This window comes from Flavobacterium denitrificans DSM 15936, from assembly GCF_000425445.1.
GTDB classification, from domain to species: Bacteria; Bacteroidota; Bacteroidia; order Flavobacteriales; family Flavobacteriaceae; genus Flavobacterium; species Flavobacterium denitrificans.
Genome location: NZ_KE384378.1, coordinates 242,610 through 267,137 on the forward strand (window position 1 = coordinate 242,610; position 24,528 = coordinate 267,137).

Below are 24,528 nucleotides of genomic sequence, written 5' to 3' on the forward strand. Positions count from 1 at the left end.
AAAAGATTTTAACAAGTATTAGGGTAACTTTCATCTATAATTATAAAAGGAGCACAAAACTGTTAAAAAACTGATTTACAATTGTTTTAAACTTTCAAAAAGACGTTATGATTCTCAGCTTAAAAAATACATTCTCACAAATAGGAAGTGCAACTTTGTTTGCATCACGTTTTTTTAAGGAAATTATAATGCCTCCTTATGAAACAAAAGAATTCCTGAAGCAATGTTATGCCATTGGTTATAAATCTTTTCCCTTGGTCGCTATAACCGGCTTTATTATGGGATTAGTTTTGACCATTCAGTCGCGACCTACATTAGTGACTTTTGGTGCCGAAAGCTGGTTACCAGGAATGGTCGCACTTTCGCTCATTCGTGAAATAGCTCCCGTAATTACAGCTCTAATCTGTGCCGGAAAAATTTCATCGGGAATTGGTGCAGAATTAGGTTCTATGAAAGTCACTGAACAAATTGACGCAATGGAGGTTTCGGCTATAAATCCATATAAATATTTGGTTGTAACGCGCATTTTAGCTTGTACTTTAATGGTACCCATTTTAGTCTTTTTTGCAGATGCAATAGGGATTTTAGGTGGCTATGCCGGAATTAATATTCATGGCGACGTTAATTTCCGTCGTTATTTAACGCAAATTATTCAGTCATTAGAATTTTTAGATGTTATTCCCGCAACGATCAAAACTTTCTTTTTTGGCTTTTTCATTGGAATGATTGGTTGTTTTAAAGGCTTTAATGCTTCAAACGGAACTGAAAGCGTTGGGAAAGCGGCCAACTCAGCAGTTGTGACAGCCTCTTTGAGCATATTTATTATTGATATGGTAGCAGTACAGATAACCGATTTATTTTTTTAAAGATGATTAAGGAAAAGAAAAATAGCGACCCAAAATCTAAAGATAAAAATCAGACTCCAATTATCGAGATAAAGAATCTGCATAAAACTTTTGGTGGCGATAACGAAGTATTAAAAGGCATAAATCTGACAGTTAATAAAGGCGAAGATTTAGTCATTTTAGGGCGTTCAGGTTCAGGAAAATCGGTTACCATAAAATGTATTGTTGGATTGATCGAACCCGATCAAGGCGAAATAAAAGTTTTTGATGAAAATGTTCTTAACCTTTCCAAAGAAGAGCTCAATAAAATAAGAGTCAAAATTGGCTTTTTGTTCCAAAGCGCCGCTTTGTATGATTCGATGTCCGTTCGAGAAAATTTAGCTTTGACACTTACTGCTCACAAGAGAGATTTAAGTCCTAATGAAGTTGAAAATGAAGTTATGGAAGCACTTGAAAATGTTGGCTTGAGTGATGCTATTGATAAAATGCCTTCGGAATTATCGGGCGGAATGCGAAAAAGAATCGGCTTAGCAAGAACATTAATACTAAAACCAGAAATCATTTTATATGATGAGCCAACAACAGGATTGGACACGATTACATCGCGAGAAATCAGCGAATTGATTTTGGATATAAAACACAAACAAAAAACCTCATCAATAATTATTACGCATGATATGGCTTGCGCCAAAATGACTGCCGACCGAATTATGGTTTTGAAAGATGGCGTAATCCATACCGAAGGAACTTATGAAGAATTAGAAAAAGATGAAGACGAATGGGTGCGCTCATTTTTTGAAAGCGTTAAGCTTTAGGAAATACGCGATAAGCAAAGCAAACTCATAATTTATAATTTAATTAGAAATCATGGAAAAGGAATCTGGATATACTTGGAAATTAGGAATGTTTGTATCAGTTGGACTGCTGCTTTTCATTATGGCCATTTATTTTATTGGAAAACAAAAAAACCTATTTGGCCAAACTTTTCACATTAGCTCAAAATTTAAAACTGTAAGCGGTTTAGAAGTTGGGAACAATGTTCGTTTTTCTGGAATCAACATTGGAACCGTTGAAGAAATAAGAATCATAAACGACTCTTCTGTAATTGTTTCAATGGTTATAAAAGACGAAATACGCAAATTCATAAAAACCGATGCTCGCGCCAGCATTGGCTCAGACGGATTAATGGGCGACAAAGTCCTTACAATTTCTCCAGGTCCGAAATCAACAAAAATCATTGAGGACAATGGCGCCATTGCATCTATTGATGGTATTGAAATGAACGATATCATGAAAAGCGTCAAAAAAAGCGTGGATAATGTAGGTGTGATTTCTGAAGAATTAGCCATTTTCAGCCAAAGCATGAACAACGGAAATGGAGCTTTAGCACGATTGGTACGCGACGATAAAATGGCAAATAGCGTTTCTAACACTCTTTCAAATTTAGAATCCGGTACAAAAGGTTTTAGCGAAAATATGGAAGCGGCAAAAAGCAATTTCCTTTTTAGAGGCTATTTCAAGAAAAAAGAAAAGGAGAAAGAAAAAAAACAAGAAGAGCTGAAAGATAAAAAAGAAGAACAGCAGGAAAAAGAAGTTAAAGAAAAAGCGGCCAAAGAAAAGGAAGAAAAAGCCAAAGAAGAAAAAGCTAAAGAAGAAAAAGAAAAACAGGAAAAACAAAAAGCAGAAGATGCCAAAAAAGAGCCTGAAAAAAAACAATAAAAATTCTACGCCATGAAAACTTCGTATAAAAATATAAGCCTTAAAATTCTAAAATGGTCCGGAATAACAGTTGCAGGAATCTTATTATTACTTTTTTTGCTTCCGCTATTATTCCCAGGAAAAGTAGCCTCCGAAGTTAAAAAAATCGCCAATGAACGTCTAGACACCAAGTTGGATTTTTCAAAATCAAAACTTTCCTTTTTTACGCATTTCCCTTCATTAACAGTATCATTAGATGATTTGTCGATGACGGGTTCTGCGCCTTTTAGCAATGATACTTTGTTGAAAGCAGAACAAGTTGCATTTGGAATCAACTTGAAAAGATTGATTTTTGACAACGAAGTAAAAATCAACAAATTATACGTTTCTGATGCTTTAATAAACATAATGGTAAATGAAAAAGGACAAGCCAATTACAATAATTATGTTGCGCCAGAAGATTGGAAAGAAGATAAAAAAGACCCAAACGCACCTGAAGAGGGAACTGCAATTCGGTTAGAACGAATAGATCTTGAAAATTGCCATGTAAAATACAATGATCGTTCTGCCAAAGTATTAGTCGATGCAAAAGGTTTCAATTATATTGGAAAAGGCAACTTGAGCCAAGATATTTTTGATTTGAGCACCAATGCGAAAATTGACAATCTCGACTTTTTTTACGACCGAACTGGTTATTTAAGAAGAAAAAATGTGAGCGCCGATTTAATCACCCGAATCAATACACACGCGTTGTCATTCATTCTGCAGAAAAACGAATTACATATCAATAAACTGCCCTTAAAATTCACAGGGCTTTTTACTATTTTAAGAGATGGTTATAAAATCAATATTAAGGCCGCTTCAGAAAATACGACCGTAAAAGACTTATTATCAGTAATGCCACCAGAATATTTAACTTGGCTCGAAAAAACTGATATTTCGGGTCGAAGCGATTTGCTTTTTACTTTTAAAGGAAATTACAATGTTGCCAAAAAGCAAAAACCAAACTTAGCTTTCAATTTAAAAATTGATAAAGGTGCTGTCAATTATAAAGATGCTCCCGTTCCGTTGACTGATTTTCAAATGGATTTAAATGCCATTTTGCCTGAATTAGACATGGAACAATTATTGATAAACTTAAGAACTTTCAAATTTAAAGTTGGCAAAAAAGATTATCTCAACGCTTATCTCCACAGTAAGGGTTATAATGAAATGACAATTGATGCGAGCGTAAAAGGCGCGCTGGATCTTGCTGTTGTTGATGCTGCATTAGGATTGAATTCTTTAGAATTGAAAGGGATTTTGAAGACAAATATTCAAGCAAAAGGGCTTTTTAGTACATCCAAAAAATTATTTCCAAAAACTATCGGCGGTATTTCGCTTCGAAATGGCTGGCTCAAAACCGACTCCTATCCTAACCCAATTACCAATATTACTTTTGTCGCCAATGTACTCAACAAAGCGGGAACTTATGAAGATTTAATTGTTGCTGTAGCGCCAGCATCATTTGTTTTTGAAGGAAATCCAATGTACATAAACGCTACACTTTCTGATTTTAATGATTTGGCTTATAATGCTAAAATCAAAGGAGAATTGAATGTTGGCCGAATTTACCAAGTTTTCTCTCAAAAAGGAGTTGACGTAACTGGCTACGCAAAAGCAGATCTTTCGCTTAAAGGAAAACAAAGTTATGCTGCGACAGGACAATATGATAAATTGGATAATCGAGGGACAATTTTACTAAAAAATATCAAAGCAACATCAGAACTTTTCCCGAAAGCATTTTTTATCAAACAAGGGAATTTCCGTTTTCAGAACGAAAAAATGTGGTTTGAAAAATTCAATGCTTCTTACGGAAAATCTGATTTTGACATTAACGGATATCTTTTAAATACCATCAATTACTTTTTGGAATCACACGGAACTTTAAGTGGCAATTTCAACATGAAATCAAAATTGATCAATGTGGATGAATTTATGGCGCTCGAAAAAGGTGAAAATAAAGACCGAAATATAGAAGTAGAATATGCAAAAGAAGATCACCCGAAAATGAGTGGTGTTGTTATCGTTCCAAAAAACTTAAATGTTTCACTTAATGCAAATGCCGATAAGGTCGAATACAACGGATTAATTTTGAATAAACTTTCTGGAAAAGTTGGTATTGCAAAAGAAGGTTTTTATTTAGAAAAAACCACCTTCAATCTTATCGACTGCATACTTGGAATTGATGCTTCATATAAAGACGAATCGCCAACTTCGGCACATTTCGACGCACATTTTACGGCAAAAGATTTTAGCGTACAAAGAGCCTATAAAGAAATTCCGATGTTTCATGACATGGTAACGGTTGCCGAAAAAGCGCAGGGAATTATTTCAGTCGATTATAAAGTGAAAGGCGATGTAGATGGAAATATGAGTCCGATTTATGAATCATTAGAAGGTGGTGGAACAATAAATCTGCGCGATGTTCAAGTAAAAGGCTTAAAATTATTTGACGGAATCAGTTCAAAAACGGGACAAAAAGGCCTTAATAATCCAGACATGAAAGGAATAGAAATCAAATCAACGATTGATAATAACTTAATTTTTGTAGAGCCATTTACCTTCTCTGTAGCCAGTTTTAAACCCACAATTAAAGGAACGACCAGTTTTGATGGATTATTGGATTTACGAATGCGTTTAGGTCTTCCTCCTTTTGGAATTATTGGATTTCCAATTGTAATCACTGGAACGCATGAGGATCCCAAAATAAAAATTTTCAGCAAAACAGGTCAAAAAATTGATGAAGCCGTTTATGATGAAAAACATAATAAAGTGATTCGGGAAGAAAAAGTAAGCAAACCCAAAAAATCAAATTCAAATGAAAACAAAAAATCAAAACAAAAATAAAAATAGCGCTTTTGAAAAATTTGCAAGTGCAGTTTGCAAAGCAACAGGAAGTACGCCCGTATTTATCAGTGCTTTTTTACTGGTTGTGGTATGGGCAATTTCTGGTCCATTTTTCGATTACTCTGAAACCTGGCAATTGGTCATCAATACAGGAACAACGATTATCACTTTTTTAATGGTTTTCTTGATTCAGAAAGCGCAAAATAAAGATTCATTGGCTATTCAGCTAAAGCTTAACGAATTGGTAGCTTCTAGCGAATTTTCAAGCAACAGTCTTGTAGATATTGAAAGTATGACCGAAGAGGAAATGGTTATTATTCAAAAATATTATCACAGACTGAGTGAATTGGCAAAAAAAGATGAAACGATAAGAACATCACATTCAATCGCTGAAGCTCATGAACAGCATGCGCGAAAAGACAAAAAAAGAATGCAAATCAAAACGAAGAATAAAACAGCTGCGAAACCAAATTCTACAACTTCCTCAAAAACCGCAAAAAAATGAAACTACGCTCAACAGAAACTTTCTGGCCTTTAAAACATGAAATGCAATCAAGTTATCCATCATTGGATGCAGATATCGACACCCCTATTTTAATTATTGGAGGAGGCATTACAGGCGCTTTAATTGCTTATAAATTAATAACCGAAGGGAAGAAGGCAGTTGTAGTAGACCGACGCGATATTTGTAACGGAAGCACGGCTGCAAGTACAGCTTTGCTTCAATATGAAATTGATATTGCTTTACATAAACTGATAAAAATTCGGGGAGCTGACTGCGCCGTAAATAGTTATATAAACGGCAAAAAAGCCATCTTTGATCTTCGAACAATTATTGACACGATACAGAGCAATTGTGAGTTTGAATTCAAAAAAAGCATTTATTTCTGTACGCTAAAAAAAGATATTACTTTTCTAAAAAATGAATTCAAGACCAGAAAACAGCATGGATTTGATGTCAACTGGCTGGGAAAATCTGATTTAGAAACAATGGGATTAAAGGCAATTGCTGCTATAGAATCTAAAACCGCTGCTGTTGTCGATCCTTACCATCTGGCACAGGATTTATTTGCTTACTGCAAAGATAAAGGAATGGAAATTTTTGACCGTACCAACATTGCATCTATAAAAAGTCAAGGTGGAAAACTTATTGCGCAAACTGAAAATGGAAACACTATAACTGCAAGTCACATAATACACTGCTCTGGATATGAAAGCATAGAAACCCTAAAAGAAAAGGTGGTCGATTTAAAAAGCACTTTTGTCATTGCATCTGAAAGCATGCCAGAGTTGCCCGCTGTTTTCAAAAACTCTATTTTATGGGATACTTCAAATCCGTATTTGTATTTTAGGTCGACTTCTGATAATAGACTGATTGTAGGCGGAGGCGATGAAGATTTTGTAGATGCCAAAAAACGCGATAAGCTAATTCCTAAAAAAGAGCAGTTTTTAATGCGTTCCTTCAAAAGAAAATTCCCGAATATCAATTTTAAATTAGATTATTCCTGGGCAGGGACTTTTGGCGAAACAAAAGATGGGCTTCCCTATTTTGGAAAACCTGATCCTAAAAAAAATGAACATTATGTTTTAGGTTTTGGAGGCAACGGAATCACTTTCAGCGTCATCGGAATGAATTCAATTTTGGATTCTATCAATAATAAAGCCAATATGGATTTAGAGTATTACCGCTTCGGACGTTAAAAAAAGATGCTAAGATGCTAAGGTTCTAAGCGAAAAAACTTAGCATCTTAGTAGCTTAGCAACTTAAATTAAACTTATACTCTTTAGGACTACAGTTGAATTTTTGTTTGAAGATTTTCGAGAAATAACTTCTGCTTGTGAATCCGATGCAGTAGACAATTTCAGAAATATTCAAATCAGAGGTGCGCATTAAGATTTCGGCTTTCAAAACTCTCATGTGCGTGATATAATCGTTAACTGTTCTGTCATGAATCATTTTGAATCCTTCCTGCAATTTATTTGGTGACAAGCCCGATTTTTTGCTCAGCGATTTTATTGTAAATGGTTCTTCTGGACTTGATTTTATAAATTCCGAAAGTTCTTTGATTTCTTCCATTTCTTTCAGCGTCAAACAATTTGATTCTTTTGAAAAAGCATTCAAGTCGTCGCTATGTTGTTGGATTTCCATTGCCAGAATAATTTTCAAAATTCCTTCTTTTAATAAATTTCTAACAATCCCGGTTTGTGTCACGGCGTTAAGCTGCTCGATTTTCTCCGCAATTTTCAAATTGTATGAGCCCATGTAAAAGAAATTCTGTGTCGCATTATTTTCAAAAAAGGTTTCTTTTACTTTTTGGTTTAATGATGGAATCATATAAGGCTGTTCAGATTGCGTACCAACAATTATCAGAGTCAGTTTTGTATTCACCTCTTTTTCAAAAAATAAAACATTGTCCTGGTTATGATTAGAAGCCAAAATTGCAGTTTGAAAAGTCTTAAATTTTCGTTCTTCGCCATTAATCCCAAAACTATGCGTCAGACCGCCCTTTGAACAATAAGCAAAATAAACCGGTGTTGACACCACATTCAAAAAGTCCATTCTAACCGGAGTTGAAAATGTCATATCAAATTGAACATACGAAATATTATCGTTGAAAGATGCTCCAGTAATTGTTCCGCGAGCAAAACTATTATTGATTTCCAATTTGTATTCGTCAAAATCAAAAGTTATTTCTCCGTCCAAATTAGCATTCAATTCTTCAAAAACATTTTGAATTTGTTCTGTATGTATTGCAACTATTTTCATTTTGCTTATATTTAGATTTGGTATTTCATTTCAGATATCAATCTTAAAATACAGTAGTATTGTTTTTAAAATCAACAATCCAAAGTTCGGTCAAGCTATCTCGAAAAATGTTATATAATTTTTGAGTTTTGTTTTATAATTACTTCAGGATTAAATTTTAACTCAAACAAAAAATTTCTTAATTCAAAAAAAAATGAAAAGCTTTTCGTTCGCTCCAATCTCCACAAATGATTCTGAAATTTTGATTCTCGGCACCATGCCTGGTACAAAATCATTAGAGTTGAATCAATATTATGGGCATAATCAGAACAATTTCTGGAAGTTTATGTTTGCCATTCTGAAAGAAGATTTCTCAAATGATTATGAAACGCGAAAAGCATTATTACAAAAAAACAAAATAGCCCTTTGGGATGTTCTGCAATATTGTGACCGCATAGGAAGTTTGGACAGCGCGATTAAAAATGAAATAGCAAATGATTTTGAAGCTTTTTTAAAACATCATCCAAATATTAAAGCCATTCTCTTTAACGGACAAAAAGCGCACACCTTTTTCAAAAAATATGTTCGTCTAGAAAAAACATATCAACTAGTAACGCTTCCATCTACAAGTCCGGCAAACGCAGGAAAATCGTTTGATTCCAAACTATCTGAATGGAAAATTATTGCCGCTTTACTAAACCGCAGTTGAAATCATATAACAAATTAAACGTAAAGTATAACAAAAAAAAATCCCACGTATAGTAATTTTACTATCACGAAACAAAAGTCATATAATAAAATTTAAGAGCCGAGGATAAGGGCTTTTTTCAAATAAATAGAATTACAAACTTTAAAAAGTTTAAGTATAAAGGGAACATTGGTTATGTTAGTTTATTTTGAGAAATAAAGCTATTCTAATTTTTAGGGTAGCTTTGTTTTTTTGATTAATACCTAAAAATAATAATTATGAAAATTCAAACCTACTACAATCACATACGGTTTTACATACCTCATCATTTCATATATTACCCAGTTCTGATATTTTTTCTAATCTGCAGTATTTATTTTGCCTGTACTACAAGTGATACCTTAATTTGGTCATTTATAGGTGTTGGTTTTATTTTCCTTTTTTGTCTTGCCTTCATGCTCCGCCAGCATTATGCCTTGATATTGCAAAACCGAATTGTACGCTTAGAACTTCGCTACCGTTATTTTACTCTAACTGGAAAAAGATTAGAAGAGTTTGAACACAAACTTACTGATGATCAAATTTTTGCACTTCGCTTTGCGCCAGACAGTGAATTTTTGCCACTGCTTGAAGATGCTCTAAAAAACAATCTCTCAGGCGACGCCATCAAAAAAGCAATCATACACTGGAAAGCTGATTATAATAGGGTGTAGATTAGTCAAAAGTCGAAAGTCAAAAGTTGAAAGTTGAAAGTTGAAAGTTGAAAGTTGAAAGTCAAAAGTCAAAAGTCAAAAGTCAAAAGTCAAAAGTCAAAAGTCAAAAGTCAAAAGTCAAAAGTCGAAAGTTGAAAGTCGAAATCTATAATCTATAATCTAAAATCTATAATCTAAAATCTAAAATCTATAATCTATAATCTAAAATTAGCCGGGTGCAACACTCGTTTCCAAAAGATCTTTTACAGATTTCCAAACCCTGAAACCGTATTAAACTGATACTTAACTGAATTATCCAAATATTAAACGAGAAAAATTTAATTGAATGATTTTTTTTGTTAACTTTAAGTGTTAAAATTCAACAGTAAACCTAAACATCAACCAAATGAAAAAATTAGTTTATTATTTGATAATACCACTTTCTTTTTTCTCGGCAAATGCACAAACTACAACAAGCGAACTGCCTGAAGAAAAAACACTAACCGCCGTACAAAGTGATAATGAGGAAGATCTTCAAGATTATAATCCAGAAGATTTACCTTGGCACAACAGAAAATTTAAATTTACTGCTGGTGGTTTTTTTCCTGTTAATAATACTGTGGTTAAAGTTGAAGGCAACAATGGAAATATAGGAACTGAAATTGATCTTGAAAATGATTTAGGATTCAATAAATCATCTGCATCATTCTTAGGAACGTTTGACTGGCGTATATCTCGAAGATCTAGATTAGGTTTTGAATATTTTGTACTAGACAGAACTGCTACAAAAACACTGCAAAGAGATATTAACTTTGGAGACAATACTTATGAAGTAAATGGACGAGTTCAGGGTACCTTTAATGTACAAATCATGCGAGTTGCTTATGGCTATGCTATTCTATCAAAACCTAAATACCAAGCAGGTTTATTAGTTGGAGCGCATGTCCTTTTTGCGGATTTGGGCTTAAGATTAGAAGGAGATACACAAAGTATAGAAAAACATGATAGCTTTGACTTTACTGCGCCGCTGCCTGATATTGGAATTTGGGGAGAATTTGTTCTAGGAAGACGCTGGGGTTTATATGCCAACGTAAATTATCTTGCCTTAAAAATTAATGATACAGATGGCCGAATCATAAGCTACAATTTGTCTGTTTTATATAATGTCGCTAATAACTTTAGTCTTACTGCAGGTTATACCGGTTTAAACTTTAGAGTAGATACAGTTCAAGAACGTTTAAACGGTTTCCTAAAATGGGGCTATAACGGGCCAACAATTACGGCAGTTTATACTTTTGGAAAACATGTATCGAATTCGAAAAAATAGAGTTCTAAAGTACTGAGATGCTTAGGCTCTAAGTTTTTATTTGGAACGTATATTTCAAACGTAAAAATCTTTAAGACTTATAAAGTCGTTAAAATAAAAAGTCGGCAAAGCTTTATCAAATAAGCTGTGCTGGCTTTTCTTTTAGAGATCCTAAAAATGGGAGCACCCATTGCGTAAATTTTTGCGTTCTTTTTGGTTAAACAAAAAAACAAGCCCGATATCTTCTAAAGATTTCGGGCTTGTCTGCTCAAACTTAAACTTAACTAAAATAAACGAAACTAATTCAATTAATTTAATAGAGTGAATTTTATAGCTGTCCCTCCTCCAGCTGCCAATTTCATATTTATTACACTTTTACTATTTACTTTTTGTTTTGAAATCGTAACCGGATATGGATTCGTCTTATAATTTGCCCCTTCTCCGTCAGCATAAACTGTAGCTTCATATTCTTTTCCAGCATCTAAAAATGATAAATCAACTTTTAAGTCTCTTGCATTTTTATTGGTAATAGATCCTAAATACCAGTTTTTTTCGTCCCAATCTTTACGGACAATTGTCGTGTATTCACCAATTTTTGAATCCAAAACCTTAGTATATGACCAAGTGCATGGAACCTCTTTTATGAATTGAAATTCTGGTTTTCCAACATAATTCTCAGGCAAATCAGAAGCCATTTGCAACGGACTGAAAATAATCACATACAAAGCCAATTGATTTGCCAAAGTGGTTTGAACTCTAGCGCCAGAAGGCGTTTTATAATCAAAGTTGAAATTCCCAGGCGTGTAATCAAAAGGCCCCGAAAGCATTCTTGTAAAAGGCAAAGTCGTTAAATGTTGTGGTGTATTGCCACCGTCAACCGACCATGCATTGTATTCCTGCCCTCTTCCGCCTTCTTGCGACATAAAATTTGGATACGTACGCTGAATTCCAGTTCCCTTCATTGGTTCGTGGTTATCAATCATAATATGATATTTGGCAGCTGTTTCGATTACTTTTCTGTAATGACGCGCTCCATACTGACTGTCGTGCCATTCTTTTTTGTCCAAATATTTGTTTACGTAACCTGTTTTAACCGAGTTCACGCCCATTTTTTGATACAATTTAAAGGCATCTTCAAGCTGGCTTTCATAATGTTTAGAAGCACCTGCTGTTTCATGATGTCCAATTAATCGAACATTTTTCATGGCCGCATATTTTGTAATTTCTTCCAAATTAAAATCAGGATACGCTTTTACAAAACTAAACGCAGATCCATCGGCAGTCCAGTCACCGTCCCAGCCTTCGTTCCAACCTTCTACTAGAACGCCATCAAAATTATTTTTCGCTGCAAAATCAATGTATTCTTTTGTGTTTTTTGTTGTTGCGCCATGTTTTGGTCCTTGCCCCCAAGTGAATTTTTCTAAATGCATTCCCCACCAAACTCCAATATATTTTGATGGCGTAATCCAAGAAAGATCTTCAATTTTTGAAGGCTCATTTAAATTCAGCATAATGGTTGACGTAGCAACATCACCAGGCGTTTTTCCAACAACAATTGTTCTCCAAGGTGTTACAAAAGGAGCTTCAGCATATACTTTTACACCATCGGCCCAAGGCACTAAATCACTTTTATATTGTTTGTCGCTTGTTTTTAAAAGTGTCATTGAGGCAAAATCTGTCAAATTAGCTTCATGAATGGCAACATACAATTTCTCCTTGGTTTCAAAAGTAGCCGGCGTGTTGATCGTATCAGTTTGACTGATTGGTGTTTTGCGGTATTCACTTTCATAATAACTGTTTTCACGATGAACCGGAATCCACCAAACATCATTATTAGATTTAAAAGTGAATTGTGTAACTTCATTCAAAATCTTCACCTTGTCCAAATGTTGCTGTTTTGGAAAAGAATAGCGAAATCCTACACCGTCGTCAAAAACTCTAAAAATAATATCAACCAAACGCTCTTCGCCTTTTGATTCTTTCAAATGAACAATTAATTCATTGTGATGATCGCGCACTTTTTTGAATTCTCCCCAAGGCTGTTCCCAAGTTTCATCAAAAGTTTTTTCTTCGGTTGAAACCACTTCAAAACCATCTGTCATTTTTTGGATTCCTTGAAATTCAAAACCCAACAATGATGGTTCAATAACTGATTTTCCTTCGGAAGTAAAGCTGTATTGAGGCTGACCAGAAGGCGTTAATTCAAAAACTAATTCGGTGTTTTTTCCAGGAGAACTGATTTTGTATGTCATTTTTTTAGTACCGCAGGCATAGAGCATTATTGCTACAAAAGCAATCAGGCAGTATCTATATCTTATGTTTTTCATTATTTAATTGTATTAATTACAGCTCCTTATTTAATTTCGCTCAGTGACTGTTTTGCTTTTGCAGGTTGCATGGAAACAAAATAATTAAAAGCCTGATCCAATTTTTTCTGAGCATCGGCATTTCCTTTCTTCTCCACTCTTAGATTATAAAGCTTGCTGATATCTGCAAAAAATGATTCAGTGTTTTTTACGCCGGCAAAAGTTTTTACTTTCTCAATGTAATTGTATCCAAATTCAACTGTTGGCTCAAACATGGTTCCTTCGCCAAAGTCATTCCAAGTAATCAATTGCAAGTAGCTTAGGTTTGCATTTTTGGCTAAAGAAAGTGTTTCGTCAAGTGTTGCTCCATTATTGTGTTCAATAGTCCAGCCAATTGCCGCTCCTCCACCGCCTTCAGCATAAAAATCTTTAAAACCGGGATAAGCACTTCCCATTGCTACTGAAAGTTTTGGTTTTGTGTTCGTATAAAAATTAGTCAAATACGTGCTGTTTTTGTAAACCCAGGCATACTCACCAGAAGCATTTTCACCCGCCTCTACAGATTGATCCCAAAGTGTCAAGAAAGTGGGTTTTGTGGTTAAAGTGTTAAAAACATTTGTCCATTCTGCCGGCGTTTGCAATACAATTGGTCCGAAATTCAGCAATAACGGTTTTCCGTTTATTTTGATGTAGTTTGCATCGCTAAAACAATTCGTCTGCAAATAACTTAAATCGGTTTTTGCTGCGCTGGTTACTGAAATTGCTTTCCCTGCATTTACAACATTTGTCGTTACTCTGTCTTCATACACAATCGCATATTCAAGACCAACTTTGTCCAACATAGCAATCAATTGCTCCGTATTTTCTTTTACCATTCGGTAATCATTTACGTCATATGTGCCGTACCAATCGATCAAAAGACCATCAATTCCTGAATATTTCATCAATAATAAATGATTTTCGATCACATTTTTGTCGCCTGAATGATATGGACCAATCAGCGGATAATAATACGATGCAATTTCTCTGTGGTTGTTTGCCCCGATAGTATTAGGATTTTTATTTGCCATTGTCCAGTGATATCCCCATTTTTTATCGGCACTGCTTTCATTGGTTTCAAACCAAGGCATGTAATGAACGAAAATTTTGGTGCTGTTTGTTTTTTCAATCGCAACTGGCGCAATTGTTTCCGGTTCTACTGGTTTCTCTGAGCCTTTGTCATCGCTGCTGCATCCAGCAACCATCACAATACTCATCAAACCGAAAACCAATGATGTAATATATTTTTTCATACTGATGTACTTTTAATATTATATTTTTTGCCACAGATTAAGAGATTAAAAAGGATTAATAATCTGTGAAAATCCTTTAATCTGTGGCTAAAAAATTAGCCATGAGGATATTCGTTTTAAAAATATGTCAGCCTTCCACGACTAACCAACATGGAAGACTGACATTCAATAACCTAATACCCAGGATTCTGTTTTAGGTTTTTATTTGTGGTTAAAACGGTACTTGGAATTGGGAAAATCGCTCTGTACTTTTCAGTTGTTCCTTTTTCCCACCAAGGCAAGAAGAATGTTCCAAAACGGATGTTATCTGTTCTTCTTCTTCCTTCAAAAGTAAATTCCTTAAGCAATTCTTGATCAATGAAATGAAGATCAATTGTTGTAGGCATTTCTTCGCCAGCACGTGCAGTAACTTGCTGTAAAAATGGTTTTGCCAAATCTGGAGAGCCTAAACGAACATAACATTCCGCTTGCATCATCAAGATTTCAGCGTAACGAATGACAACTAAATCATGATCACGCTCCCAAGTTTCTCCAGCTTTCATTTCATATTTTCCTAAACGAACTCCTTGATTGTCTTTTGCATCTGCAACACTGTTTACTTCTTCGGTATAGGTCAACGGTTCTCCGTTATCCATAATAATTACAGTTCCTGTTGCTAAATTGATTTGATCACCGGCAACCATACATTTTTTTCGTTTGTCTGTATCAGCAAAAGCTGAATAAACTCCTGGCTGTGCACACATTCCGTTTGCGCTCCAAGGATAATCTCCTGTTGCAGAAACTGTCAATTTATGCAAATAATGACAAGACATCGAATTCATATAATTCCCTACAGTTCCTGCTTTTGAATCATATGGAATTGCAAAAATGATTTCCGGCGACTTTTGATTTTCTGTCGCGAAATTGGCAAAGAAATCTGGCGTCAAGGAATAACCAGAAACTTTTTGGCACATGTTAAGACAATCCTGCCAACGTGCTGTCCCAATAAAAGCTTCTGAGTTAAGATATAATCTAGCCAATAACGAATACGCTACATTTTTTGTCATTTTAGAATACACCACATTTGAGTTCAAATGCGGAAGAGCGTCTGTCAGCTCTTTTTCAACAAAATCGTAAACTTGTTTTCTTGTAGAATTTGATGGCAATGATGTATCTTCAAAATTGGTTACAATAGGCACATTTCCGAACAAATCCAAAAGATTATAGTAATAATACGCTCTCAAGGCTTTTAATTCGGCATAAATCGGCGCTTTTGCAGTATCGCTCAAAGACGATTTATCGATTTGATAAATGATTGAATTGATTTTTGCAATTCCGGTATAATTGTAACGCCAAGCCGAAAGAATCATACGGTTATCTGCTTTCCAAGTATGTTTTTGAGCATCTTGATATTGTCCGCCATCGTACCAGTTTGTGCCTCTAGTTGGAATTGTAGCTTCATCAGAAACCGTTTCATTTAAAAAGAATACATATTCGCAAGTTGGGTAATTGTTTGATATTCCGTCAGCGAATCCTCTTAAAGAAGAATAAGCCCCTCCTACCAATGCATCAATTTCCTTTGAGGTATTTCCAAAATTTCCATCCTCTACTTTATCGTACAAATCCTCGCTTAAGTCAGTACATGATATCGTAAAAAGCATGCTCATTAATATTGCTGCTGTTATTTTGATTTTCATTTGTTCTATTTTTGAGTTAATTCGCTAGTTATTCAGCGTAAAATTTAATCCAACAGAAATTGTTGTTGGTCTAGGATAGTTGTTGTATCGGTCAATTCCTGGAGCTGCCAAACCTGTTTGATCAGCGCCATCCTGAGCATTTAATCCAATCTCTGGATCAACACCTTTATAACCTGTTATTACAAAAAGATTTTCTCCCATCAAATAAATTCTAAGTTTTGAACTTTTGAAACCTATTGGCATTGTGTAGCCAAAAGAAAGTGTTTGAAGTCTGAAGAAAGAAGCATCTTCGATCCAATAATCAGAATACTTTGGCGCAGAAGTAATGCCGCTACCAAGAAAATCATCTGGCACATTATAAAAAGGCAAACGGTTTGGATCGTTAAGCATCATGTTTGTAGCATTTAAAGCTTTTTGTCCAAACATTCCGTAACCTGTCACTCCTAGATCAAAATTTCCGTAAGTAAAATTCATTCCGATTCCTAAAGTCAAATCTGGCTGAATATTTCCCAAATCTGTTTTATCAGCATCAACTAAAGCACTTTCTGCTACAACAGTGCCTGCTGCGTTATAATACTGTATTTTCCCGTTTTCATCAAGTCCTGCATTTCTGAAACCCCAAAAAGTTCCAACTGGATACCCTTCAGCAATAATTTGAGAATATTGTCCTGACATACCTTGCAAACCATGTAGTGACCCGCTGTAAATCACATCAGTTTTATAGGTTGGATTTGAAAGCTTTTCGATTTTTTGAACGTTGTGTCCTAAAGTCAAATTAGCATTCCAAGAAAATTTATCTCCTTTGATGATGTCTGCATTCAAAGCAAGCTCAACTCCTTTATTTGACATTTCACCAACGTTTGCCAACATTGTTCCAACTAAATATGGAGGCTGAGGCACTTCGTATGTATATAACAAATCGTTTGTTTTTTTAGAATACCATTCAAATGACCCCGTAATTCTGTTGAAAAGTGTAAAATCAAAACCAATGTTTAATTGTTCTGTAGATTCCCATTTCAGATCTGGATTTGGATTTTGTTTTGGAGAATAAGCCAAACTCCAAGTTCCTGTAACAGGATCATAGTAACTGTCGTTTCCAACTCCTAAAATAGAAAGTGATTTGTATTCACCAATTCCGTCTTGATTTCCTGTCACACCATAACCAACTCTCAGTTTTAAATTATCAAGCCAACCTTTTGTAGAACTCATGAAATCCTCATTGGAAATTTTCCAAGCCACAGATGCCGATGGAAAAGTTCCCCATTTATTGTTTTCTCCAAAACGGCTTGAACCATCTCGTCGCACTGTTGCTGTCAACAAATATTTTCCGTCATAAGAATAATTTGCACGAGCATAAAATGAAACCAAGTTTGATTTTCCTTTATACGAATAAACATCCCCTAAACGATATCTGTAACCAGCCCCTAAATTATTATAGCCAAAAGCATCGGTTACGAAACCGCTTCTTTGTGCGCCAAAACCTTCGTAAATATTCTCTAAATAAGAATATCCAGCCAATGCACTAATGTTATGTTTGTCAATTACTTTATTGTAATTCACATAAAGTTCACCCTGTGCATTTGTATATTCGCCGTATGTTCTTTGTGCATAACCACCCTCAGTAGTTCCTTCTAAAACGGCATAACTTGGTTTATAAGTTCCACCTGCAACTGCATTATGTTCCAATGAAATATTAGCTACAGCCAAGAAATCTCTTAAAAATTTAACCTCAGTTTTGAAATATCCTAAAAGTCGGTGTCTTTCATTATCAACTGTTCTGTTAGTCAAAATTTCAACTGGATTGTAGTATATATTGCCGCTTACTGAAGAAAATTCCCCAGTTGGTGTATAAACCGGAATTGTTGGATTTAAGTTGTATGCGTTTTCAAAAATTCTGTAATCAACTGGATGCCATTTATCAATATTTGCAAACAATCCCATGTCGAATTTCACATCTTTATTATCGCCCAGATATTGGTAAGCGCTAATATTTCCGCTAAGCCTTTCCAAACCAGAATTTTTAATAACTCCCTCGTTATTTAAATAAGAAAGTGAAGTTCTAAAACCACTATCTGTTTTACCAGAATTGATAGTCAAAGTATGTGACTGAGAAATAGCCGTTTGCTCAATTGCTTTTTGCCAATCAGTATTTGCACCATAATCAACTGCATCTTTATTTCCTGTAGTACGAACATAATTTCTCCATTGATTTGCAGACAAAATGTCTAAATTATCATTTACATACCCCACACTTGATAATCCGCTGTAGGTTACTGAGACGCCTTTTGTACCTGATTTTGTTGTAATAATTATTACTCCATTTGCTCCTCTAGAACCATAAATTGCCGTTGCCGAAGCATCTTTTAAAACATCTACACTTTTAATATCTGAAGGCTGAACCACATTGATGTCAACACCCGCAATTCCGTCAACTACAATCAAAGGATTGTTGCTTGCTGTCAACGACGTTCCTCCACGCAAACGTAATGTAGAACCCGCTGCAGGATCACCCGAAGGACGAATAACATTTAATCCCGCAACTTTTCCTTGCAAAACTTGTTCCGTTGATGAAATCGTCCCTTTTACCAAATCGTCAGCTTTTACAGTTGAAATTGCTCCTGTCAAATCCGATTTCTTTTGTGTTCCGTAACCAACGGCTACAACTTGAACTTCAGCCAATTGATAACCATCATTTTGCAAACGAACATCAACATTTTTAGTTGCAGATGTTATTTGGATTTTCTGCGTTGCTGATCCAATAAATGAAACTTCGATCGAACCTCCTACGGCTACCGTCAAAGTAAATTTTCCGTCAAAATCTGTTGTGGTTGCATTTTTTGTTCCCACTTCAATTACAGATGCGCCTGGCAATACAGTTCCTGCATTGTCATACACAGTTCCTGATACCTGCTTTTTTTCCTGAGCAAACATTCCTGCCGAAAGAAAAAGCATGAAAATCATGAATACTGCAGTTTTAGTAGTCCACATTTGATGCAGGACTATTTTTTTATTTTTACTATTCATATGTCGTTATTTATTGTTTTTTTTTATCAGTCATATGTAATTCGCACAGCCATTATTGGTTCAATGACTAATTTTGGGATTATGCTCATTTCATTAGAATTGATGTTTTAATTTGATAGTGAATTATTTGTCTAAAGTTTTCAGAGGTATTGACGTATCAGAGATTGTTTTGTCTTTGTTGTCTTTTACCAACACATGAATCTCTGTTAGACCTTGAACACCGTTTAACTCTGAAACTAGATTGACAAAACCTTTTATCTCAGCTGTTCCTCCAGAAAACTCGCCCGAAAATGTTTTGCTTCCGGCAGTTATTGTATAAAGCAGTTTGTTTACACCTGGTTCATTATTTTTTCTTGACATCCCAAGGAAATCTTTTTGGCTGATAACCGTTGGAAAAAAACTGAAACTTGGCGGTGGTGGCGGAATAAATTCCCCTGCATAAATAATTTGATCGCCAGAATTAGTTGTCCAATCTTTTGCGACCATCAGAAAAGTGATATTCTCCATCACAAAACCTGCTGGCGGATTATAATATTGTTGCGGAATCAAATCCATTCTATAAAAACCGTTTCCTAGATCTTTCAATTTTGTTTTCTCCGATACTTCCGGAATCCAAGCTTGATATTCTTGCAAAACTGCCCAATTATTTAAACCGCTATGAAAATGAACGCTTGGAACACCTGCAAAACCATCTTTCAAATTCGAATTAAATAAAATACTTACCGGTTTATCGATCAAAGGTTTTGTTGGATAGGATCTGATTAGCTCATTTGCTGTATAAAATGATGAAAAATCAGTGTAGGGCATGTTCGCAACATCTGTTTGTTTTGATCCGTTTTTGTTTTTCAAACGAAACCAAAATCCAGCACTCGCCGCAATTTCTTCTGGAGTTTTAGAGAAATATAATGTTGGAGTTAAAGTAAAACTCCAAACTTTATTTCCTTCATATTTTAATTTGGCAAAATCAGATGAGTTTTCCCAATTACCAGCATCTGGTTCAGATGGTGACCAAATCCAGATATAAACATCTTCAGTTTCTGCAAACGTAGTTCCCGAAAGATCAAAGTACCACGTTACTTTTTCATCATACTTGTAAACAACAGGAAATGACGACATACTGCCTACAGCTCCAGCGGCTTCTTGTGCCTGAATAAAATTAGGAGCCATCAAAAGGGCAAGTAAAATTGTATATATAAATTTTTTCATATTACTTTTTAATTAATAGCATTTAATTTAAACACATAAGAAACAAACGGAGATCCTCCAGAGGAATGAATTAATTGGAATTCCATTTCATCACTGCTTCCTGGGACTGATGACAATTTTAGCTCATCTGTTTTTTGAGTTTTCTGAGCATCACTGTACAAATAGATTTTTGTTACGCCCAAATTAGTTGGCTGGAAATCTGAGCTTAATGCCCAGTATCCTTTTGGTGCGAATAATGGAGGCACATTTCCTGTAACTTCGTAGCTTGTTGGCTGGTTCTTTTCATCTACGCTGAATTTAATTTTAAAGTCTTCGTAATTAAAATACGTACTCAAGTTTTCTTCATTTGGTTCGACCTTATTTGCTTTCGCAACTTCGTCAACCATTTTCAAATTTGTCAATCCCCAATTTCCTTGTACTTTCTCATAAAGGGTAATCGGATCAACGTAGCTTCCGTCGTCGGTATTATCACAGCCAGTGGCCATTAAACCCATAACAACAGCTAACCAATAAATACTTTTACATCTCATAAATTTGTGGTTTGTTTGTTAGTTTTTCTGCCTCATAAAAGACAGAACGAAGCTAGATGTTAAATAAATCTAAAAAAAAATGTCTGAGAAAAATCAAGATAAAATCCAAACATTTTTAACCACAAATAACTAATAATCAATAATTTGATTTATTTTTACATTTCAAAAAATCAAGATGTTGTTTAGATGAAATTGTGCTAATAAATGATGGTAAATATGACAATATGGAAATTAAAGCGTATATTTTTTTCACTATGCATATATATAATTGGTTTTTATTGTATAATTGCAAATAATTTGACATCTTTTAACATTTATATCTTATTTTTGAATGCTTAACCTGATTTTAAATCTTTGTATTTGCAAAGTTTTAAAAAGCTGAAAGTTGTTTCATAAGCCCGCTCAAGCTTATCCCGAATTAAAAAACGAATTAACTCGAACAAACCAAAAAAGATTTTTTTTACCCTAAACCAACTCAAAACCATGCAAAGAATATTAATTCTATGTTTTCTTATTGCGGGTTTTTCTCTAACTGCGAAAGAGACAAATCCTGTTTTAGAAGAATTAGATAAAACGCTTCTTAAAAAAGACGTTTATTTAAAGCAGAAGTATCGAAAGATTGAAGCTTTAAAAAGAAATGTTTCAAAATATACCGTAAGCCAAAATAACGAAGAGCTTTACAATAGCTATATGTCATTATTTGATGAATATAAATCGTTTAAATATGATTCTGCTTATTATTATTTAGAAGAAGCAAAAATCAAGGCGATAGTTTTAAAAGATCCGAAATTTTTGGCCAAAAGCCGAATCAAGGAAGGTTTCGTTCTTCTTTCATCTGGATTATTCAAAGAAGCAATTGACACTTTGAATGTTGTTGATGATCAAAAATTGGATAAAAAAAACAAGTTTGAGTATTACAACATCAAAGCCCGCGCATACTACGATTTAGCCGATTACAATAAAGACCAGCGTTTTAACATTCATTATGTACAGCAGGGAAATCATTTCTTAAAAAAAGCACTAGAATTAATTGGAACTAATACAAACGAATATTGGGCCGCCGAAAGCTTGAAAAGGCTTAAACAGCAAGATTGGCGAGGTGCCGAATTCGCTTTCAGTTATTGGATCAACAATTACAATCTTCCGCCAGATTATTACGGAATTGCGACTTCAAGTCTTGGCTATATTTATTCAGAAAGAGGTTATACAAAAAAAGCAATTGAATATTTGGCTTTAGCCGCAATCGCCGATGTAAAAAATGCCACAAAAGAGACTGTCGCACTTAGAAATCTAGCCAATGAACTCTTTAAAATGGGGTATTTGGACAAAGCCAATGAATACATCAATATTGCAATGGACGACGCGACTTTCTACAATGCAAGACATCGTAAAATTGAAATTTCGTCGATTTTGCCAATTATCGAAAAAGCGCAATTAAATAATGTAAAGGAGAAAAATGACAAGCTAGAACGAATCATTATTTTACTTACCATATTGACTTTTATAATTGTATTGTTTTCAATTATCATTTTCAAACAATTAAAAGAAAGAAACAAAGCCCGTAAAATAATGGCTTCATCGTATGCACAACTTCAAGAAATGAACATTAGCCTAAGCGAAGCAAATGCTATTAAAGAAGAATACATTACGTATTTCATTAAAGCGACTTCGGCGTTCATTAATAAAATTGATCACATTCAGAAAAGCACTTTGCATAAAATCATTACCAAAAAAACGGATGAAGTTATTGCGAGTTTAAAACGTTATAACGTAAAAGAAGAACGTGAAAACTTGTTCCATCAATTTGATGAAATTTTCTTAAAACTGTTCCCTACTTTCGTGAGCGATTTTAATAATTTGTTTCCAAATGATCATAAATGCATCGTCAAAAAAGGCGAGCTTTTGAATACCGAATTAAGGATTTTTGCTTTGTATAGATTAGGAATTCAGGACAGCAATCAAATGGCAGAATTCTTGGAACTTTCTGTAGCTACCATTTATACTTATAAAACCCGAATCAAAAGCAAATCAGATTTTAAAGATACTTTTGAAGAAAAGATTATGGCAATTAAGACAATTTAAGTTGCTAAGATTCTGAGACACTAAGTTTTTTTCACTACCAAAACGACAACAAATTAGCAAGCTAAATCAGCAATTATACAAATATTTATCAGAGCTCCAGAGGAGCAAAATATTTATAGCACAATTAAAATGAAGTTAATTAAAGCTCCATCGGAGCGAAATATTTAATAAGAACTTTGGGTAAATTATGTCGCTCCGATGGAGCTCTTTTGGATAATGAACGTTTTTCTATAAATATTTCGTCCCTCTGGGACTATTTTTCAATAAAAAAGCGACATCTAAAGTGTCGCTTTCTTTTATCTTGATTCTTTGCTCTAACTTTATTCTGAAGATTCCAACTGCAAAATCATATTTTGATAATATCTGCTGAGCGAAAATAACTGCTCCACAAAAATCATTACTGCGAGCGGAATAAAGAAAAATACCATCAGATTTTCTTCATACAAAAAGAAAGTTGTGATCATTAGAATTCTAGCGTATTCTAAATAATAAATCCATTTGCGCTGTTCTAACAAAGCACCGCAATTTATTAATGTGATTATGATAACCGACAAAACAAAAATTTTATCGAGTGTATTCAATAAATCAAAATAATACGTGAAAGCAGTCAAAATTAATGTACATATTCCGAGTTGGATATAAAGATAATTTCGAAATCGAAGTCGCTGATTGGGATTGCTTTTGTCTTGCAGAAAACGCTTTTCTAATATCGGGCGAATGTCTTGATCCATATGTGCTGGACTTCCAAAAACAGCTTTCCATCTTGCTTTAAAGCCTTTTGAGCGTTTCCACAATTCATAAATTTCAAAATAATAATGAAAATGCTGCCAAAGAAAACTATAGCTTTTTAAGGGATGCGTCAAACCGTATTTCGGTTTTTCTTCCTCTTCCTGAAAAGTCCCAAAAAGCCGATCCCAAAACGTGAACATATCACCATAATTTTTGTCCAAATATTTTTCGTCAGAAGCATGATGAACACCATGAACAGAAGGCGTAACAAAAACATACTCCAGCCATTTTATGCTGCCAATTACCTGCGTATGCGTAAAAAAAGAATATGCGCCATGAACAATTAACATCGTAATGACCATTGCCGGATGAAAACCTATAAAAGGAAGCACGCACCAAAATCCGGTTCGGATTATCGCCTGAAAAGTAGTAATTCTAGCAGCAGCGGTAAAATTGAATTCCTCACTATGATGATGAACAATATGTGCAGCCCAGAAAAAATTGACTTCATGTCCTAATCGATGGTACCAATACCAAACAAAATCGGTTGCAAGAATCAGTGCAAACCAAACAAAAATGTTGCTTGGAATATCAAAAAGCCTATAATTATTATAAATGAAATAATACAGCTGATAAAAACTTGCTGCTATAAAGAGATTAATTAAACGCTCTGCAATACCAATACTGATATTAGAAACCGAACTTTCATAATTAAAAATTTCTGGCTTTTTTTTATGTTGTGCGAGTTTATATTCTAAAAACAAAAACAGAAAAAAAGCAGGCATTGCAAAAGCAAGAAAATTAATGTGTTCCATTGTT

Annotated in this window: 18 protein-coding genes; 10 read left to right on the plus strand and 8 right to left on the minus strand. The window is 34.5% G+C overall.

Features of this window, described 5'->3' with window-relative positions; all coding sequences use genetic code 11:
• Window positions 1–107 precede the first annotated feature (107 nt).
• From H600_RS0117585 to H600_RS0117610, 6 genes are read left to right on the plus strand one after another with little or no spacing between them, the layout of a single operon-like run.
• The gene (locus H600_RS0117585) at window positions 108–866 is read left to right on the plus strand and encodes an MlaE family ABC transporter permease (RefSeq protein ID WP_026730023.1); all 759 of its coding nucleotides are present in this window, start codon (window positions 108–110) and stop codon (window positions 864–866) included.
• A 2-nt stretch (window positions 867–868) separates the two neighbouring features.
• The gene (locus H600_RS0117590; protein WP_026730024.1) at window positions 869–1,660 is read left to right on the plus strand and encodes an ABC transporter ATP-binding protein; all 792 of its coding nucleotides are present in this window, start codon (window positions 869–871) and stop codon (window positions 1,658–1,660) included.
• Between the two features lie 52 nt (window positions 1,661–1,712).
• Window positions 1,713–2,564, plus strand: coding sequence for an MlaD family protein (locus tag H600_RS0117595; protein WP_026730025.1), 852 nt, complete (start codon window positions 1,713–1,715; stop codon window positions 2,562–2,564).
• Between the two features lie 12 nt (window positions 2,565–2,576).
• Window positions 2,577–5,432 carry an AsmA family protein gene (locus tag H600_RS22255; protein WP_035108740.1) on the plus strand — a complete coding sequence of 952 codons (2,856 nt, stop codon included), beginning with the start codon at window positions 2,577–2,579 and terminating at the stop codon, window positions 5,430–5,432.
• Window positions 5,404–5,937: a low affinity iron permease family protein gene (locus H600_RS22260; RefSeq protein WP_035108741.1), complete on the plus strand. Its 534-nt coding sequence runs from the start codon at window positions 5,404–5,406 to the stop codon at window positions 5,935–5,937. Before H600_RS22255 ends, H600_RS22260 begins: the two co-directional genes overlap by 29 nt.
• Window positions 5,934–7,133, plus strand: a complete 1,200-nt coding sequence (locus H600_RS0117610; protein ID WP_026730026.1) for an NAD(P)/FAD-dependent oxidoreductase — start codon at window positions 5,934–5,936, stop codon at window positions 7,131–7,133. Before H600_RS22260 ends, H600_RS0117610 begins: the two co-directional genes overlap by 4 nt.
• Window positions 7,134–7,188: 55 nt before the next feature.
• Here the strand turns inward: H600_RS0117610 and H600_RS0117615 are convergent, their stop codons facing one another.
• Window positions 7,189–8,199 carry a helix-turn-helix domain-containing protein gene (locus tag H600_RS0117615; RefSeq protein ID WP_026730027.1) on the minus strand — a complete coding sequence of 337 codons (1,011 nt, stop codon included), beginning with the start codon at window positions 8,197–8,199 and terminating at the stop codon, window positions 7,189–7,191.
• A 193-nt stretch (window positions 8,200–8,392) separates the two neighbouring features.
• On the opposite strand from H600_RS0117615, the gene H600_RS0117620 reads away from it, so the two are divergent.
• The 3 genes from H600_RS0117620 to H600_RS0117630 all read left to right on the plus strand — a co-directional run bounded on the left by H600_RS0117620 (window position 8,393) and on the right by H600_RS0117630 (window position 10,885).
• Window positions 8,393–8,887, plus strand: a complete 495-nt coding sequence (locus H600_RS0117620) for a DNA-deoxyinosine glycosylase (protein ID WP_026730028.1) — start codon at window positions 8,393–8,395, stop codon at window positions 8,885–8,887.
• Between the two features lie 257 nt (window positions 8,888–9,144).
• On the plus strand, window positions 9,145–9,579 hold the full coding sequence (locus tag H600_RS0117625) for a DUF6526 family protein (RefSeq protein ID WP_026730029.1): 435 nt from the start codon (window positions 9,145–9,147) through the stop codon (window positions 9,577–9,579).
• Between the two features lie 385 nt (window positions 9,580–9,964).
• Window positions 9,965–10,885, plus strand: coding sequence for a hypothetical protein (locus H600_RS0117630; RefSeq protein WP_026730030.1), 921 nt, complete (start codon window positions 9,965–9,967; stop codon window positions 10,883–10,885).
• A gap of 287 nt (window positions 10,886–11,172) precedes the next feature.
• Here the strand turns inward: H600_RS0117630 and H600_RS0117635 are convergent, their stop codons facing one another.
• From H600_RS0117635 to H600_RS0117660, 6 genes are all read right to left on the minus strand, one after another.
• A complete protein-coding gene (locus H600_RS0117635; RefSeq protein ID WP_026730031.1) occupies window positions 11,173–13,191 on the minus strand; it encodes a glycoside hydrolase family 97 protein in 2,019 nt (672 codons plus the stop codon).
• A 26-nt stretch (window positions 13,192–13,217) separates the two neighbouring features.
• Entirely contained in the window at window positions 13,218–14,462 is a 1,245-nt protein-coding gene (locus H600_RS0117640; RefSeq protein WP_026730032.1) for a glycoside hydrolase family 99 protein, read from the minus strand.
• Between the two features lie 173 nt (window positions 14,463–14,635).
• Window positions 14,636–16,138, minus strand: coding sequence for a RagB/SusD family nutrient uptake outer membrane protein (locus H600_RS0117645; RefSeq protein ID WP_026730033.1), 1,503 nt, complete (start codon window positions 16,136–16,138; stop codon window positions 14,636–14,638).
• A 24-nt stretch (window positions 16,139–16,162) separates the two neighbouring features.
• Complete coding sequence (locus tag H600_RS0117650; protein ID WP_209320128.1) at window positions 16,163–19,162, minus strand: SusC/RagA family TonB-linked outer membrane protein; 3,000 nt, start codon at window positions 19,160–19,162, stop codon at window positions 16,163–16,165.
• A gap of 123 nt (window positions 19,163–19,285) precedes the next feature.
• On the minus strand, window positions 19,286–20,368 hold the full coding sequence (locus H600_RS0117655; protein ID WP_026730035.1) for a hypothetical protein: 1,083 nt from the start codon (window positions 20,366–20,368) through the stop codon (window positions 19,286–19,288).
• Window positions 20,369–20,376: 8 nt separating this feature from the next.
• The gene (locus tag H600_RS0117660) at window positions 20,377–20,898 is read right to left on the minus strand and encodes a DUF5004 domain-containing protein (protein WP_026730036.1); all 522 of its coding nucleotides are present in this window, start codon (window positions 20,896–20,898) and stop codon (window positions 20,377–20,379) included.
• A 483-nt stretch (window positions 20,899–21,381) separates the two neighbouring features.
• Between H600_RS0117660 and H600_RS0117665 the strand changes: the two genes are divergently transcribed.
• A complete protein-coding gene (locus tag H600_RS0117665) occupies window positions 21,382–22,980 on the plus strand; it encodes a DUF6377 domain-containing protein (protein WP_026730037.1) in 1,599 nt (532 codons plus the stop codon).
• A gap of 320 nt (window positions 22,981–23,300) precedes the next feature.
• Here H600_RS0117665 and H600_RS0117670 read toward each other — a convergent pair whose 3' ends face one another.
• Window positions 23,301–24,524 (minus strand): sterol desaturase family protein, encoded by a 1,224-nt coding sequence (locus H600_RS0117670; protein ID WP_026730038.1) that lies wholly within the window; start codon window positions 24,522–24,524, stop codon window positions 23,301–23,303.
• Between the last annotated feature and the right edge of the window lie 4 nt (window positions 24,525–24,528).

Coding starts and splice junctions, on each gene's coding strand:
- H600_RS0117660 (WP_026730036.1), bottom strand. CDS start 20,898: ATGAGATGTAAAAGTATTTATTGGTTAGCTGTTGTTATGGGTTTAATG.
- H600_RS0117620 (WP_026730028.1), top strand. CDS start 8,393: ATGAAAAGCTTTTCGTTCGCTCCAATCTCCACAAATGATTCTGAAATT.
- H600_RS0117635 (WP_026730031.1), bottom strand. CDS start 13,191: ATGAAAAACATAAGATATAGATACTGCCTGATTGCTTTTGTAGCAATA.
- H600_RS0117655 (WP_026730035.1), bottom strand. CDS start 20,368: ATGAAAAAATTTATATATACAATTTTACTTGCCCTTTTGATGGCTCCT.
- H600_RS0117610 (WP_026730026.1), top strand. CDS start 5,934: ATGAAACTACGCTCAACAGAAACTTTCTGGCCTTTAAAACATGAAATG.
- H600_RS0117590 (WP_026730024.1), top strand. CDS start 869: ATGATTAAGGAAAAGAAAAATAGCGACCCAAAATCTAAAGATAAAAAT.
- H600_RS0117585 (WP_026730023.1), top strand. CDS start 108: ATGATTCTCAGCTTAAAAAATACATTCTCACAAATAGGAAGTGCAACT.
- H600_RS22260 (WP_035108741.1), top strand. CDS start 5,404: ATGAAAACAAAAAATCAAAACAAAAATAAAAATAGCGCTTTTGAAAAA.
- H600_RS0117650 (WP_209320128.1), bottom strand. CDS start 19,162: ATGAATAGTAAAAATAAAAAAATAGTCCTGCATCAAATGTGGACTACT.
- H600_RS0117670 (WP_026730038.1), bottom strand. CDS start 24,524: ATGGAACACATTAATTTTCTTGCTTTTGCAATGCCTGCTTTTTTTCTG.
- H600_RS0117630 (WP_026730030.1), top strand. CDS start 9,965: ATGAAAAAATTAGTTTATTATTTGATAATACCACTTTCTTTTTTCTCG.
- H600_RS0117665 (WP_026730037.1), top strand. CDS start 21,382: ATGCAAAGAATATTAATTCTATGTTTTCTTATTGCGGGTTTTTCTCTA.
- H600_RS22255 (WP_035108740.1), top strand. CDS start 2,577: ATGAAAACTTCGTATAAAAATATAAGCCTTAAAATTCTAAAATGGTCC.
- H600_RS0117625 (WP_026730029.1), top strand. CDS start 9,145: ATGAAAATTCAAACCTACTACAATCACATACGGTTTTACATACCTCAT.
- H600_RS0117595 (WP_026730025.1), top strand. CDS start 1,713: ATGGAAAAGGAATCTGGATATACTTGGAAATTAGGAATGTTTGTATCA.
- H600_RS0117645 (WP_026730033.1), bottom strand. CDS start 16,138: ATGAAAATCAAAATAACAGCAGCAATATTAATGAGCATGCTTTTTACG.
- H600_RS0117615 (WP_026730027.1), bottom strand. CDS start 8,199: ATGAAAATAGTTGCAATACATACAGAACAAATTCAAAATGTTTTTGAA.
- H600_RS0117640 (WP_026730032.1), bottom strand. CDS start 14,462: ATGAAAAAATATATTACATCATTGGTTTTCGGTTTGATGAGTATTGTG.